Annotated in this window: 14 protein-coding genes and 1 pseudogene; 4 read left to right on the top strand and 11 right to left on the bottom strand. The window is 61.3% G+C overall.

All coding sequences use genetic code 11. The features are described from left to right. Nucleotides 1-12: 12 nt before the first annotated feature. On the bottom strand, nt 13-939 hold the full coding sequence (locus NE852_RS13320; RefSeq protein ID WP_037175280.1) for a hypothetical protein: 927 nt from the start codon (nt 937-939) through the stop codon (nt 13-15). 181 nt (nt 940-1,120) lie between these two features. On the opposite strand from NE852_RS13320, the gene NE852_RS13315 reads away from it, so the two are divergent. The 4 genes from NE852_RS13315 (at nt 1,121) to NE852_RS13300 (ending at nt 5,445) form a co-directional block, all read left to right on the top strand. Continuing rightward, entirely contained in the window at nt 1,121-1,654 is a 534-nt protein-coding gene (locus tag NE852_RS13315; RefSeq protein WP_008535712.1) for a DUF805 domain-containing protein, read from the top strand. Between the two features lie 974 nt (nt 1,655-2,628). Continuing rightward, nucleotides 2,629-3,645, top strand: coding sequence for an ABC transporter substrate-binding protein (locus tag NE852_RS13310; protein ID WP_008535711.1), 1,017 nt, complete (start codon nt 2,629-2,631; stop codon nt 3,643-3,645). Between the two features lie 88 nt (nt 3,646-3,733). After that, nucleotides 3,734-4,552, top strand: coding sequence for an ABC transporter ATP-binding protein (locus tag NE852_RS13305; protein WP_008535709.1), 819 nt, complete (start codon nt 3,734-3,736; stop codon nt 4,550-4,552). Between the two features lie 14 nt (nt 4,553-4,566). Further along, nucleotides 4,567-5,445 (top strand): ABC transporter permease, encoded by an 879-nt coding sequence (locus NE852_RS13300; RefSeq protein WP_008535707.1) that lies wholly within the window; start codon nt 4,567-4,569, stop codon nt 5,443-5,445. 55 nt (nt 5,446-5,500) lie between these two features. Here NE852_RS13300 and NE852_RS13295 read toward each other — a convergent pair whose 3' ends face one another. The 10 genes and pseudogenes from NE852_RS13295 to NE852_RS13250 form a co-directional block, all read right to left on the bottom strand. Then, nucleotides 5,501-6,922, bottom strand: coding sequence for a sensor histidine kinase (locus NE852_RS13295; protein WP_008535705.1), 1,422 nt, complete (start codon nt 6,920-6,922; stop codon nt 5,501-5,503). Continuing rightward, on the bottom strand, nt 6,915-7,580 hold the full coding sequence (locus NE852_RS13290; protein WP_008535703.1) for a response regulator: 666 nt from the start codon (nt 7,578-7,580) through the stop codon (nt 6,915-6,917). The genes NE852_RS13295 and NE852_RS13290 overlap by 8 nt, the downstream gene beginning before the upstream one ends. A 167-nt stretch (nt 7,581-7,747) precedes the next feature. After that, a pseudogene (locus NE852_RS13285) lies at nt 7,748-7,906 on the bottom strand (ABC transporter permease); the annotation flags it as partial. Between the two features lie 23 nt (nt 7,907-7,929). After that, nucleotides 7,930-8,742, bottom strand: a complete 813-nt coding sequence (locus tag NE852_RS13280) for a YwqG family protein (protein WP_258155654.1) — start codon at nt 8,740-8,742, stop codon at nt 7,930-7,932. A gap of 20 nt (nt 8,743-8,762) precedes the next feature. Further along, nucleotides 8,763-9,566: an ABC transporter permease gene (locus NE852_RS13275; RefSeq protein WP_258155653.1), complete on the bottom strand. Its 804-nt coding sequence runs from the start codon at nt 9,564-9,566 to the stop codon at nt 8,763-8,765. Nucleotides 9,567-9,569: 3 nt separating this feature from the next. Beyond that, entirely contained in the window at nt 9,570-10,370 is an 801-nt protein-coding gene (locus tag NE852_RS13270; protein WP_258155652.1) for an ABC-2 family transporter protein, read from the bottom strand. Beyond that, nucleotides 10,367-11,386 (bottom strand): ATP-binding cassette domain-containing protein, encoded by a 1,020-nt coding sequence (locus tag NE852_RS13265; protein WP_258155651.1) that lies wholly within the window; start codon nt 11,384-11,386, stop codon nt 10,367-10,369. The genes NE852_RS13270 and NE852_RS13265 overlap by 4 nt, the downstream gene beginning before the upstream one ends. 121 nt (nt 11,387-11,507) lie before the next feature. Continuing rightward, complete coding sequence (locus tag NE852_RS13260; protein WP_245270839.1) at nt 11,508-12,293, bottom strand: hypothetical protein; 786 nt, start codon at nt 12,291-12,293, stop codon at nt 11,508-11,510. Continuing rightward, complete coding sequence (locus NE852_RS13255; RefSeq protein WP_258155650.1) at nt 12,290-13,783, bottom strand: FAD-dependent monooxygenase; 1,494 nt, start codon at nt 13,781-13,783, stop codon at nt 12,290-12,292. Before NE852_RS13255 ends, NE852_RS13260 begins: the two co-directional genes overlap by 4 nt. Nucleotides 13,784-13,864: 81 nt before the next feature. Then, on the bottom strand, nt 13,865-14,725 hold the full coding sequence (locus tag NE852_RS13250; RefSeq protein ID WP_008535677.1) for a LysR family transcriptional regulator: 861 nt from the start codon (nt 14,723-14,725) through the stop codon (nt 13,865-13,867). Between the last annotated feature and the right edge of the window lie 90 nt (nt 14,726-14,815).

Raw genomic sequence — 14,815 nt, 5'->3', positions numbered from 1 at the left:
GTTTCGCTTCGCTTAGAACGGCAGCGCCGGCCGAAGGACGGCCGGGATTGCCTCCGCTTCGATCCTCTGCCTGCGGGTGCTCGCCCGGCTTGGGGTCAGATTCAGGGTAGAGGCCACGAGGTCTGTCGTGTTTCCGATCGGTCCGATCGCCGGCGTTACGAACACGCGCAAGGGTTCAAAAATGCAGGCGGATTTTGCATCGCCCGGACCTCGGAAGCAGCCGCCGAATGGCATGGGAAACCAAGTGAGGGGCCGGGCCTGCGCATAGATCAGCTCTATCGAACGATCCCTGCCGTCGGTGATAGTGATGCGCTGCTCCTCATAGGGGAGGAAAAAGCTTTCATGCGCTATCGGCGCGCTCGCGGCAAGTTTGACGGCATCGCGCGGCGGGGCCTCCTCGCGGCGATAAGTGCACATCCCATGAATCAGCTTGTGGTTTTCCAGATAGCCGAACACGGCCCCGTTCTTCGGATAGCGTGTCTGGCATAGGGATCCCGCGGTTATTTTCCAGGAGAACGCTCCCTTTGGCGCATCTGATATTTGATAGACCACCGGGATATCGTATCGGCCGATCAGTCCCTCCGGCAGTCCCCCGATCCCGGGCTGGGTGCTATCGACGACCAGGGCGCCGCCCGACGGGAATGGCAGCGACTGCACTGTATTGGCCGCCTCCACCCTCCGTTCCAGTTGCCAGAGCTGGTAGTGGCTTATACCCGCGAGAACCAGATTGCCGCCGAAATACAACAGCGGCAGGCAGAGCCAGGCGCGGCTTATGGTGCCGGAGGTCGCTTCAATGGCGATGCCGGCAAAACCTAGATTGATCGCAATGATAGGCCACATCGATGCCAGAAGAATCATCAGAACGGCGTCGATACCGGGGATGTGCTGGAGGTAATAGACGACCGCCGTGAAAACGAAGAACCACAACGATCTGGGCATTGAAAACCTCCACTACCGCAGGCTGTTTTCCGGCCTTTTTCTTGAGAATTGATTAAGGCGAGGTGTCTCCGAAACCCGCGCGGTTTGATCGGCCCGAGCGATTGTCTTGCATTTTATCGATCTGATTCAAAGGTTTGAAGAAGTTGTGTGATGTGTTGCCGCTTCGAGCGGAGGGTTGCAAATGCTGGATAGTTTATTCACGTTTCGCGGGCGATTGACACGGCGGCAATATTTCGCCGCGTCGGTGCTGATACACCTCGTTCTCGGCTGCATCATCGTCCTTGGCTTCTGGATCATGAAGCCGGCGCCCGGGAGCAGGCAAGGCATAGGGGCAGGCGCCGTGCTTCTTATCCTGGCGATCCCTGCATTGCTGTCTCTTTGGATGAGCTTCAGCACTCAGGCGGCGCGCATACGCGACATAGGCTGGGACCCGCGCATCGTGATGACGGCGTCTTTGGCAATCGGCATCATTGCATATCTTGTTGTGCTGCTGATGCCGGAAGGGGCGACAACCGAGCTTATCTCGAAGCTGGTAAAGGCCGTGAACATCGCCTATGGCCTCGGCCTGCTCTTGACGCCGAGCGACTATCACGTCCCGGCCGATCCCACCTTCGACGCGCCGCCCGCTCCGCTGCGTTCCGACCGGATCGAAGCTTCGCCGGCGCCTCGCCTGCCGAGCCGCAACGCGGCCACCTTTGGCCGCAGGGGCCTTTAGGCCGCTCGGTGCTCATCGTCTTCTCGATCTTTCATTCCGGTCGTATGGTGTGAACCGCCGCGGCGTGCCGATTGTCTTTGGCTGCGGGATTGGAGTTCACGTGGAAGATGAGCAGCAAAGAGTGCCGCGAGATTCTGAGGAGGAATTGCTGAAATTTGCGTGCCCCTGGTTATATCGCTGGAAGAAGTCCTGGAAAGAGCTTCGATATACCTGGCCCAGCAAGGACAATCCGTCGGCGGGCGGTGAAAACGAGAGCAAAGGCTGAACGGCTTCACCGGGGCGGGTGCTCCGGCGGATGATGATCCGTGAAGCGGGGGGAAGCCTGGCCTACGCAAACGCACAAACTCGAATGCCAGGCTTCCCTCGCGTCCTCCGACTAGGACAGATTCGATCTTAAATCATCCAGCGATTGGGGCTAGTTGGACTAAGGTCCCATCCTTCTGATTGAAAAATGCGGCCGTAGGTCTAGGGTGGCTGGTTTTGGCACGCTGGTGATGGTGAGTCCGGACCGGCGACCAATAATGGAAAGGTCGTACCGGCAGCCCCCTCATCCGCCTGCCGGCACCTTCTCCCCGAGGGGAGAAGAGACTCGCGGCGATGCCCAGCCTATCTCTCCGACGGTGAGAGAGGATCGGCAAGATCGCGGTATCCCTCTTCTCCCCAGCGGGGAGAAGGTGCCGGCAGGCGGATGAGGGGGCTGCACGGCAGGGAGCGTTCAAATTCATTTCAGCGAGCCGGCGCGACGAGCGGAAGCCGGCATCCGTTCCGGGATGCCCCACTCCGTCACCCGCCGGCACCCTGATACCTGCTGTTGGCATAGCGCCAAAATACCCCCCATCGCCCGCAGGCGATTTTTGCGAGGGCTGAAAGCTCACTGAAAGCTAGGCATTGCTAGTATCGCCCTCGCATCGTGGAGGAGACACGGGCCTCGTGGACTATTGGCGATGCTGAACGTTATCAGGAGGATCAATTTCATGCGTTTTACGCGCGCACTTCGTCACACCGCTGCCATTTCCGTCTTCATCGCTGGCACGGCGATGGCGACCGCAGGTGCAGCCAATGCCGCTGACAAGATTACCATCATGGTCGGCGGCTACGAAAAGCAGATCTATTTGCCGGCAAAGCTTGCCGAGGCACTGGGCTATTTCAAGGATGAAGGCCTCGACGTCGAGCTTCTCAACGAGCCCGCAGGTGTCGATGCAGAAAACCAGCTGCTTGCCGGCGCCGTCCAGGCTGTCGTCGGCTTTTATGACCACTGCGTCGACCTTCAGGCAAAGGGCAAGTTCGTCGAATCCGTCGTCCAGTTCAGCCAGGCGCCAGGCGAAGTCGAGCTGGTCTCCAGCAAACATCCGGAGATCAAGTCGCCGGCTGATTTCAAGGGCAAGAACCTCGGCGTGACCGGGCTTGGTTCCTCGACCAATTTCCTGACGCAGTATCTGGCGGTCAAAAACGGCCTGAAACTCGGCGATTTCACTTCGGTACCGGTGGGTGCGGGCCAGACCTTCATCGCTGCCATGCAGCAGGACGCTATCCAGGCGGGCATGACCACGGAGCCGACGATCTCGCGGCTTCTGAAGACCGGTGAAGCATCTGTTCTCGTCGATATGCGAACGGTCGAATCGACCCGAAAGGCGCTTGGCGGCACCTATCCGGCAGCGTCTCTCTACATGGAGTCCGCCTGGGCCGATGCGCATAAGGAGGAAACCCAGAAGCTTGCCAATGCCTTCGTCAAAACGCTGAAGTTCATCAATACCCATTCCGGCGCCGAGATTGCCGAAAAGATGCCGAAGGACTTCTATGTCGGCGACAAGGACGGTTACATCAAGGCGCTCGACGCGGGCAAGGGCATGTTCACGCCTGACGGCGTCATGCCGGAAGATGGTCCGAAGACCGTTCTTGCCGTGCTCTCGGAGTTCTCCAAGAACGTCAAGGGCAAGCAAATCGATCTTTCGAAAACCTACTCCACGGAATTCGTGAAGAACGTCAAGTAGAGCTCGGCACTGCGCTTCCGGCTTTGCCGGAAGCGTTCCTTCGAACAGCGCCCGTATGCGCGCCTTCAGGCATGCGCGAGGATATCCCATGGCAAAGCAAAAGAACCAGGATCCGGCGATCGAACTGATCAATGTGAGCCGTCGTTTCGTATCACCAACCGGCAGGTCGCTGACGGCCCTTCGGGACTTCAACATGACCGTCGAGCGCGGCGAGTTTGTCGCCGTCGTCGGTCCCACCGGATGTGGCAAGTCGACGACGCTCAATCTCGTCACCGGCCTGGCACGACCGAGCGCCGGCGAAGTCCGTCTGATGGGGGGGGCGGTTTCCGGGATTGATCCCCGCGTCGGCTTCGTCTTTCAAACCGACGCCCTCTTCCCGTGGAAGAACGTCATCGACAACGTCATGGCCGGCCCGTTGTTTCGCGGCAGACCGCGCGGCGAAGCGGAACAATCGGCCAGAGACTGGCTTGCCCGGGTCGGCCTTTCGAAATTCGCTCAGCACTATCCCCATCAATTGTCCGGTGGCATGCGCAAGCGCGTTTCCTTGGCGCAGACCTTTATCAACGAGCCGGAAATCCTGCTGATGGACGAGCCCTTCTCGGCGCTCGACGTACAGACGCGCACCGTCATGCACGAGGAGCTGCTGCGGCTTTGGGCCGAACGCAAGGCATCGGTGGTTTTTGTCACGCACGACCTCGAAGAAGCCGTCGCTCTTGCCGACAAGGTCTATGTCCTGACGGCCGGACCGGCGACCGTGAAATCGGTCTACACCATCGACTTGCCGCGGCCGCGCGTCGTATCGGAAATTCGCTACGAGCAGCAGTTCATAGACTATTGCAAAACGATCTGGGACGACCTGCGGCATGAGGTCGAAACCAGTTATCGCCGCGCCAGTGAAGCGGCATGAGGGAGGTTCTGGATATGGCAAATGTCACCATGGAGACGGGATCCGTCGTCTTTCGTGCCGGCACATCCGATGCCGAAATTGAGGCCGCCGCATTGAAGTCGATCAAGCACCGCAAGCAGACGGTGCTGTTCTGGCAGATTGCGATACTGATCGGAAGCCTTGGCCTCTGGGAATTGTCTTCCGACATGCTTTGGATCGACCCGTTCTTCTATGCAAGCCCGAGCGCGGTGGTCGAAAGGCTTTACGACTGGGCCATCAACGGCACGTCCGAAGGCTCGCTCTGGTACAATCTGTGGGTGACCATGGAAGAGGCGTTGATCGGGTTTTTCACCGGATCGATTGCAGGCGTTGTCGTGGGCATCACTCTTGGCCGCAACAAGTTCCTCTCGGATATCTTTTCCGTCTACATCAAGGCGATCAACTCGATCCCGCGCGTGGTGCTGGCGCCGATCTTCATCATGATCATGGGCCTTGGCCTGCCGTCGAAGGTTGCGCTGGCGTTCATCATGGTGTTTTTCGTCGTTTTCGCAAACGCCTTCCAGGGTGTGCGCGAGGCCGATCGCAACATGATCGCCAATGCCCGCATTCTCGGCGCCTCGGACTGGCAGGTCACGCGGACCGTTATCGTTCCATCGGCAATGAGCTGGATCTTTGCCAGTCTGCATGTCTCCTTCGGCTTTGCCATCATCGGTGCCATCGTCGGGGAATTCGTCGGAGCAAGATTTGGCATCGGCCAGCTGATTTCTATCGCCAAGGGCACCTTCGATGCGGCCGGCATGTTTGCCGCAATCATCCTGGTGATGATCTTCACGCTGATCGCAGAGACGATCATGACCTTGATCGAGAACCGGCTTGCCAAATGGCGGCCGCAGCAGCACCTCGACGTTCAGTGATCCTCCCAAACATTGCTTGAACGCATGAAGGCCGGGTGTTTGTGCCCGGCCTTTTTTATGCCGTTCCGCCGAGCGGCAATGTCACTGCAACGAGCAAACCGCCATCCGGGCGATCGCTCAGTTCAACCGAGCCACCGGCACCATCGACCACTTCGCGCACGATCGCCAACCCGAGACCGCTACCTTCCGCCTGTATGCCCATCACACGGTAAAAGCGCTCGAATACGTGTTTACGCTCGGCTTCGGGAATGCCAGGGCCTGTATCTTCGACGATCAGGACCGCGGTCTTGCGCGATGAACGGACGGTAACGGTGACCGAGCCGCCGGGCGGCGTATATCGAAGGGCATTGTCGACGAGGTTGACCACCATCTCGCCGAGCATGGTGGCATCACCCGTCACGCGAACCGGGTCGTCGTTGTCGAGACCGAGGTCGATATTGCGCCTCAGAGCCTCTTCGGCGGCATTTTCAAGAACGGAGCGGGCGACCGCTGCCAGGTCGACCGTATCGGCACGAGGGCGACGGCTGCCGGGCTCTGCTCTCGAAAGCGTCAGTAGCTGCCCGGCAAGCCGGGTTACTTGTCGCGTGCTCTTTTGCAGGGCTTGCAGCGCCTCATCGCGTCGCAGACTGTCGGCCTCTCTCGCAGCGACGGCCGCCTGCGTCGAGATCAGTGTCAGCGGCGTTCGCAATTGATGGGCGGCGTTGGCGACGAAACGTCGCTGCGCCGCCATCTGGTTCTGCACGCGCACCATATGGTCGTTGAGCGCGTGGACGAGCGGCTGCAGTTCGGTCTGCACCATGGCCGGCGGAAAAGGATCGAGCCGGTCTCGGCTGCGCTGGCGCACGGCGTCTCGCAGGCGAAGCACGGGCGACAGGCCGCGCTGCAAGCCAACGATGGTAACGACCCCGGCCAGAAGAAGAAGCACAAGCTGTTTGTTGAAATCCGAAAGCCACAGCTGGCGCCGGATCGCGTATTGGCTGCCATGGGTGACGGCCACGGTGACGGAGATGGTTCCGTCGCCGCCAAGGCCAACCACCGGATGCTCCAGCGCAATGGCACGAACGCCTTGATCGCGAAAGGTAAGGTCTTCGCCCTTCAGCGGCACCCGAGGCGATGAAAGATCGGCATAACCGGAGATCAGGTTCCCCCACGGCGTGATCACACGATAAAACACCTCATCACCAAAGCCGGTGTCGAACATCTCGAGTGCGGCCGGCGGTATATCAACTTCGACGGTGCCGCTCTCATCGACGCGAACAGCTTCGGCAATGACGCGCGCCGATGCCAGCAAGGTGTGGTCGGAAACGAGTTGGGCGGCGGCAGTCGCCGAGCGAAAACTGAGATAGAGGTTGACGCAAATGGCAACGGCCAGCGTCAGGACGACTGAGGCGACCAGTTGTGCCCGCAGGCTGTGACGAATCCGCCGGATGGAACCAAGCAGCCGTCCCGCGAGCGGTTTCTTGCCAATCTCAAACATTGCGGAGCAGATAGCCAAGGCCGCGCAGCGTTGCTATCTGGACCGAACTGCCCTCAAGCTTGCGGCGGAGCCGGTGAATATAGATTTCGATCGCGCTTGCGTCGGCAACGTCATCAAAACCAAAAACACCTTCCGAAAGCGACGTCTTCGTCACCGTCGAACCTGCCTTGAAGATGAGGTGCTCGAGCACTGCATGCTCGCGCGGCGTGAGTTGCAACAGCTCGCCGCGAAGGAAAAATTGCCTTGTACCGCCATCAAGGACCAGATCGCCGACGGCAATCTGTGGCGCTGCGACGTCGTGCCCGCGCCGGATCAAGGCGCGGATCCTTGCCTCAAGTTCGGCGATCTCAAACGGCTTGGCGAGATAGTCGTCCGCGCCGCCATCAAGGCCAGCCACGCGGCCCTCGAGGCTGGCGTTGGCGGTCAGGATCATGACCGGCACTTTGTTGCCGCTGCGCCGCAGCTGCTTCAGAACCGTCATTCCGTCCAGTTTGGGCAGGGAGAGATCAAGGATGACGGCCGCATAGGCGGCAAGACTGAGCATATGCTCTGCATCGAGGCCGTCGGCAGCGATATCAACAGTATACTGTGCCTGCTTGAGGGCCTTGGCCAGCCAGGCGGCGAGCTCGGCATTGTCTTCTACGATAAGCAGGCGCATTTTTTTGGTTTCACATCAACAGGATTACGCCAATCTATCATCCGCAGGGGCTGATCAAAACTCAGCCCGAAGAAAATGTTCCATCCCGAGCATCTTTTTCACGGTCATGGTGACGGCCGTAGTGGTAACGGCTCGGAGTCGAGTGTAGCGCCCCGGAACCCCACTCGTCACCCGCCAGCGCCCTGATACCTGCTGTTGGCATAGCGCCAATAGGCCATGGCGATCAGCACCCAGATCGGGCCGGCCGCCAGCGCTGCGGCGCCTGCCCAGTCTCCGAGGAGGGGCACGGGTTTGCCGAGGAGGGCGCCGATGGGGACGGAGCTGGTGGCGTCTTCGTTACGAGCATCCGTCAATAGAAGTCCGACCTGATGGCCCAGCCGCCGGGCGTTTGAAACAGATACACCGATCCCGCATCCCCGACGTAGAAGCGACCTTTGTCGGTGCTGTCGATCTGAAGGCAGAACTCGCCGTCGGTCGGCCAGTTTTCGCCTTGAATCCAACTCGGCCAGCCCCCGAGCTTCACGGGGCAGGTCAGGCGATGCTTGTTGGCTTCTGTGGCGTAGCGGCTTTGGAAGAACCATTCCGCATTGTTGGATCGTGCGACGCTGTCTGGAAGTTCGAAGGCGATATCGTCCCAGCTCGGCTGCTCTGGGGCGCTTGCGCGCCACAAGACGGGGAAGGTCGGAAGTGCGTCGACTTCCCGGTAGCCGGGGCCGATCGGCACGAGGCCGGCGATCTCGGGATAGGTGCGGATGGCAAAGCCCCTGCCGTTCTCGGCATCGCCAAGCGGGATGTCTTCGAGGTCCATCCAGATAGTGATGAGGGCAATGCCCGAGAAGGCAGGCAGGGCCTGGGCAAGTTCATCCAGCCGGATCTGAAGGAGCGGATGCATCGGCCGGCCGGAGGCTTCGCAGACGGGCACGGTCTCGCCTTCCGCGCCAAGGAAGTTTCCGCCCCACCAGCTCCTCGCCCGGTTGTCCTTCTCGGGCCTTTCGCCGGCGATTTCGCCGAAGACGGCGGGGCGGAGCATCTGCTGCAGCGTGAGAAGGGCCGCCGATTGCATCGCAGCCTCGCTCGGCGCGCCGTCTTTGGGCGCGTCATCCGGCTCGTCCTGCCGCTTGCGAACGCCGATCATCGATTTCAGCAAATCCAGCAATTTCATGCCACCGTTCCCTTCATTCGTCACCCACCCGCGCCCTGATACCTGCTGTTGGCATAGCGCCAATAGGCCATGGCGAGCAGCACCCAGATCGGGCCGGCCGCCAGCGCTGCAGCGCCTGCCCAGTCTCCGAGGAGGGGCACGGGTTTGCCGAGGAGGGCGCCGACGGGAACGGAGCTGGTAAGCGCCAGCGGCACCACGGTCAGCAGGGTGAGCTGGATGGCGCCGGGGAAGATGTTCAGGGGATAGCGCATCAACTCCCAGAAGCCGAAGAAGATCGAGAACAGGTGGTTGGAGCGCACCCAGATCAGCGCGGTCGCGCCGATCATGGTGATGAGGGCGGCGGTCAGCAGCGTGGCGCTGAGAAGGGCTGCGATGAGGAAGAGCGCCGAGGGGACGGACCAGGCGAAATCGACTGACAGTACGGCCCAGACCATCAGCGGCACGGCGAGGATGACGTGGCCGGCATAGCCGATGTTGAGGCCGGAAAAGATCAGATAGGCCCAGGGGCTGAAGGGTTTGACCAGCAGCGTATCGTAACTGCCGAGGCGCACCTGCTCCTCGAGATCCCGCAGCTGCGTGAAGCTCATCGCCGCGCCCAGCGAATAGGCGAGCAGCTGGAAGCTGTAGAGCAGCGCAAGTTCCGGCCAGCTCCAGCCGCCGAGCGTCTGGAAGCGGGAAAGCAGGATGCTAATGGTGGCGAAGACGCTGCCATAGGAGAGGATCTGGGCGAGGCGATCGAGCCAGAAGGCGCCGCGATATTCCATCTGCGATCTTACATACATGCGCACCAGGAGCGGAAGGACGCGGAGGTGATGCAGGATCATGGGTCAGCCTCCCTGCACGGTGATGCGGGTGGAGGCGCAGCGCCACAGCCAGAGGACGCCGGCCAGGAACAAGGCCGCCCAGGCCAGGCCGAGGCCGAAATGGAGCCAGACCTCGGCTGGGGAAAGCCGGCCGAGATAGACGGCATTGGGATAATAGACCACCCAGGCGAAGGGCAGGTGGCGGGCGATCGTCGCCAAGGGCTCGGGGAAGAACCAGAAGGGCACCAGCAGGCCGGAGAAGAGCTGCAGCAGGGCGCCGAGGATCCAATCCAGCGAGAAGCTCGTCATCAGCCAGAAGGCGATGAGGCCTAGGAGTGCCGACATAAGGAAGGTCAGGATGAAGGAGAGCGCCCAGAAGGCTGCGAACATCACCCCATCGAACAGGCTTGCCGGCGGCAGCATGCCGTAGAACAGCGCTGTGATGGCGATGGTCGGGATCACCTGGGTCATCAGGCGATAGGAGAAAGAGCCGCTTTCATTGGCGAAGAGATAGAGCGGATAGGAGATGGGCTTCAGCAGCCAGACCGATATATCGCCCGATTTCAGTGACCGGCCGATCTCGCTGATCACCCGCTCCGGCCGGGTGGCGCCCATCACCGCGCCGCCGAGCAGCGCATAGGTCACCATCTGCTGCAGCGAGACACCGTCGACCACGCTGCTGCCGATGCCGGCAAAGGCGGCGAGCCAGATGGCGACGCGGGCGAAGACCTGTACGAGCTTGCCGAAGATATTGGCCCAGACCTCGTTGCGATAGGCGAGCTGCGCATGGAAAGAGCTTCGCGCGAAGGCGAGGTAAGCGCTCATGACACCCGGACCTTGGCGCTCTGGCGCTGCTCGGCATTGCGGCGCTGGTAGAAGGTGCGGATGACCTCCTCGATATCTGGCTCGTGCAGCGCCACGTCCTTCAGGCCGCGATCGCCGCCGACCTCGGAGAGGATTTTCACCAGCGATACGTCTTCGCGCTCGATCAGATAATTCTTGCGCAGGCCTTCGTCGCTGACGAGGGAGGCGGTGTTGAGCAGAAGCGGGCCGGGATCGTGGGCAAATTCCAGCGTCAGCCGCCGGGCCGAGCCGAGGGCGGCGCGCAGGCTCTTCAATTCGCCGTCGAAGATCAGCCTGGCGTGATCGACCATGATCAGCCTGGGGCAGATGGTCTCGATATCCTGCAGGTCGTGGGTGGTGAGGATGATGGTGACGCCGCGCTCGCGGTTGATCTCGGCGAGGAAGCGGCGCACGGCATCCTTGGCGACGACGTCGAGGCCGATCGTGGGTTCATCGAGGAACAGGATCTTCGGATCGTGCAGCAGCGACATGACGATCTCGGCGCGCATGCGCTGGCCGAGGCTGAGCTGGCGCACGGCGCGATCGAGAAAGGGCGTGAGATCGAGCAGCTCGCTGAAGTGGCGGAGATTATCGGCATAACGGGCGGCCGGGATATCGTAGATGCGCTGGTGCAGGGTGAAGCTGTCGATCAGCGGTAGATCCCACCACAGCTGGCTGCGCTGGCCGAAGACGACGCCGATCTCGCGGGCATTGGCCATGCGGGAGAGATGCGGCGTGCGCCCAAGCACGGAGACGGTGCCGTCGCTCGGCACCAGAATGCCGGTCATCATCTTGATCATCGTCGATTTGCCGGCGCCGTTCGGCCCGAGATAGCCGACCGCCTCGCCGGCCTCGATGTCGAAGCCGATGTCGGAAACAGCCACGACCTCGGTATATTCGCTTGTGACAAGCGTCTTGAAGGCGCCGATGAGACCGGGAAATCGCCTGTGCTGCCGGAAGCGCTTGCTGACGCTCCGGGCCTCGATCAAAGCCGTCATGTCTATCCTCGGGATCGTTCCAGCCGACTCGGGCGGCGATGGGATCAGGCTAACGCACGCGCGGATCTGTTCAAGCTTGAGTTGCTTTTTCGCCGATCAGGGTTTTGACCCGCTCGACTGATCATCGAGCGTAGGCGAAATAGACCTTGCCCCGACCCGGATCAACGATGGTGACACTGCCGCCGTCTCCATAGGAGTAAAAGGATCCGCTTGACCGGATCGATTGATCGGCTTCGCGATCGCGGCCGTCTTCGATCGTGATCAAGAAGCCGTACTTCTCCAGGTATTCGATTATCGTAGGAGGGTGGTACTTAGGACGGTCTACTGACATCAGATCCGGGTAACGGTCGTAGGGATGCCATTGGTAGGTCGCTTTTTCGTCGCTGCTGTCGTCGACCGGCGTTTCACGCCACGTTCCTTTTGCTCCCAGAAGCTTTTCGCCCAGCTGGCTCCCCTGCTTGCGCGCCCAGTCTGCGCTTTCATCGGTCAGCCGATAGACAAAGAAACCGGTCTTCCGAGATTCTTCCAGACGGTATTCGATCTCCGAAAATTCGAGTGGTTTGGGAACGTGTGCGAGAACGTCGATTTGCTCCGCGATTTCCATGGCAATGAAGGGCGATGCGAGAACGCCCAGACCAAAAACTATGATGAGACCTCTTAGAACGGACTGGTCAGGCCGCGTCCGTCGCAGCATGCGGCGCAGCCCGAGAAAGAAAGCTGCGATGGCGGCGATGAACAGCAAGGCGCAGATGGCGAGTCCAGCCAATATGATAGCGGGCAAAGTCATACGTACTGTTAGGTCGTCGAGGATATTATTGAAATTCTCAAAGGCGCGTGGGTAATGAAATTGAGTGCCTATCAACGTCCCAGGGTGGAGGCAATGTTGCTGCTTTGGGGGAGCGATCACGCCGGCCGTCCGAACCAAGTCCTCATCGCGTCCTCTAGACCATCCTGCGTTCCGTCGCCGACCCAGGCGACATAGCCGTCGGGACGGATCAGAACTGCTGATGGCGCGGAGACCGGGCCGAGCGCGGGCAGTTCCCATGGTCCGTCATACCTGGCATGAACCAGCTTGACGCTGTCGGACCAGGGGGTGATGTCGAGGGTGCCGGGTTGGCCGAGATTCAGGAGCACCGGCTGCGCATCATGGAGGAGGGTGAAGACGCGCGTGGGGCCGTCCGATGTGGCGACATCGAGGTCGGGCATGCGGCGGCCGAGGAGGGGATGGCCTTCGCCGAGGTCGTAGCGGATGGCGAGGCCGGACATTTCGGCGGCGATGCGTTTGCGGGGCTCGTCCATGCCGAGCAGTTCCATCACGATATCGCGCAGGGCTTCGGTGCGATCGTCGGTCCGCAGCAAGGCGACCTGCGCCATCGTCGTGCGCAATACGCGGGCAGCGACCGGGTGACGCTCGGTGTGATAGGTGTCGAGCAGGGCGTCGGGCGACAATCCCTTCACCACCTGCGCCAGCTTCCAGCCGAGATTGACGGCATCCTGCACGCCCGTATTCAGGCCCTGGCCGCCGACCGGGGAATGCACGTGGGCGGCATCGCCGGCGAGGAAGACCCGGCCCTTGCGATAGGCCGCCGCCTGTCGCGACATGTCGGTGAATCTGGAGATCCACTTCAGGCCATGGATGCCGTAATCCGTGCCGAAGGCGGCGATGAGGGCTTGCTTGAGATCGTCGAGATCAGGCTCGGTCGCAGCACCGGGATTGCCGTCCGGCACCATGACGCCGACCGGGCCTTCGCTGGCAAAAATGACCTTGCCGTCGCGGATTTCGTAATCCTCCCGGCCGAAGGCGTAGATGCCGAGGGCGGTGCGATGGACGCCGAGCGGCGGCTCCTCTTCCATGTCAACCTCGGCCAGAATATTGCCTGTTGTCGCATCCCATCCTTCGAAGGCGATGCCGGCCGCCTTGCGGACGAGGCTGCGGCCGCCGTCGCAGCCGACGAGGTAACGCGCCCTGAGCGGGGCGCCGTCGGAGAGTTGGATAGTGATGCCTGCCTCGTCCTCGGCGAAAGAGGTGACGTCGCGGCCGCGATAGATCGGCACCGCGAGCTCGCCGACCCAGCCGGCGAGAATGCGTTCGATATGCTTCTGCCGGAGCGCCAGCCCGTAATTGTGCCTCGTCGGGAAATCGCTGATATCGAGGCGCGTGACCGCAAATCCGGTGACCTGGGCGATCTGTCCTGCTTCAAGGAAGCGGTCGGCGATACCGCGCTGATCGAAAACCTCCAGCGTGCGGGCGCTGAGGCCGCCGGCCCGCGTGCCGAAAAGCTCTTGGTCCGGGCGGCGTTCGACGATGGCGACGTCGATGCCCGCCAGCGCCAGCTCGCCCGCCAGCATCAGGCCCGTCGGGCCGGCTCCAGAAATCACGACCGCATGTTCCGTCATCGGCAAATTCCTCCTGCAGTTTCGATTTGTCGCCGCGAGATATTTCAGAGCCGCGCAAACTCGCCGGCTGCGCCGAACATTCTAGGGATGGCGGATCGACGACATGTCGAAGACTTTCTTCAGCGCGTCCATGACGACACGGATCGATGGGACATTCTTGATATCGGCGTGGACGACCAGCCATAACTCGCGTGTCAGGGCTATCTGGTCATCGATCCGTCGGAGGCAATCCCTTTCCATGACCGCGAAATCCGGCAGCATGACGACACCGCCGTCAAGCCTGGCGGCGGCAGCCTGGAACTCCAAGACCGATGACCGAATGGCGATGGGCCGGCCGGCGGCTTGTTCGAGGAGGCGCATCTGCTGCGGGGAGGCGCTCATGCTCTCGTCATAGCCGATGAAGGTCCAGTCCGCCGGCGAAACGCTTTCGAGGTAAGATTGCGTCGCATAGAGCCGGAATGCGATTTCTCCGAGTTTGATGATCGAATAGTCGCCGTCCTCCGGCCTGGAGAAGCGTATGGCGATATCCGCCTCCCGCCGGTTCAGCGAGGCGAGCCGTTTTTCTCCCACCAAAGTGATCTCGATGCCGGGATGACGATGCCTGACGGCGGCAATCGGTTTTGCCAGCAGAGCGGCCGAGAGAGCCGGAGGGGCACTGATGCGGACATGGCCGCGCGTCTCCGTGGCGCTGCTGCGGCCAAACTGCTCGATCGCGGCGGCCTGTTGTGCAACGAGTGCTGCGTGTCTTGCAACCTCTTCGCCGTCGGCGGTGAGGATCAGGCGGCGGCCGCGCCGGTCGACGAGCTTGCGCGCCAGGCTCTTTTCGAGAGAGGCGACGCGCCGGCTGATCGTGGCGTGTTCTACCCCCAGCTGCTTCGCCGCGCCGAGGAACGTTCCGGCCTGCGCCAATGCCAGGAAATGCCGCAGGTCATCCCAATCCATATGTGAATTTTCTCCCATTGATTGGGAATCAATAGGGAATTTTCACACATGTGGCCAGGCGATATTTTCGGCTCAAACGATGGAGAGGCA

The organism is Rhizobium sp. Pop5, from assembly GCF_024721175.1.
GTDB lineage: Bacteria > Pseudomonadota > Alphaproteobacteria > Rhizobiales > Rhizobiaceae > Rhizobium.
Note: the sequence above shows the minus strand (reverse complement) of the source record. Positions and strands in the feature narration are given on the sequence as shown.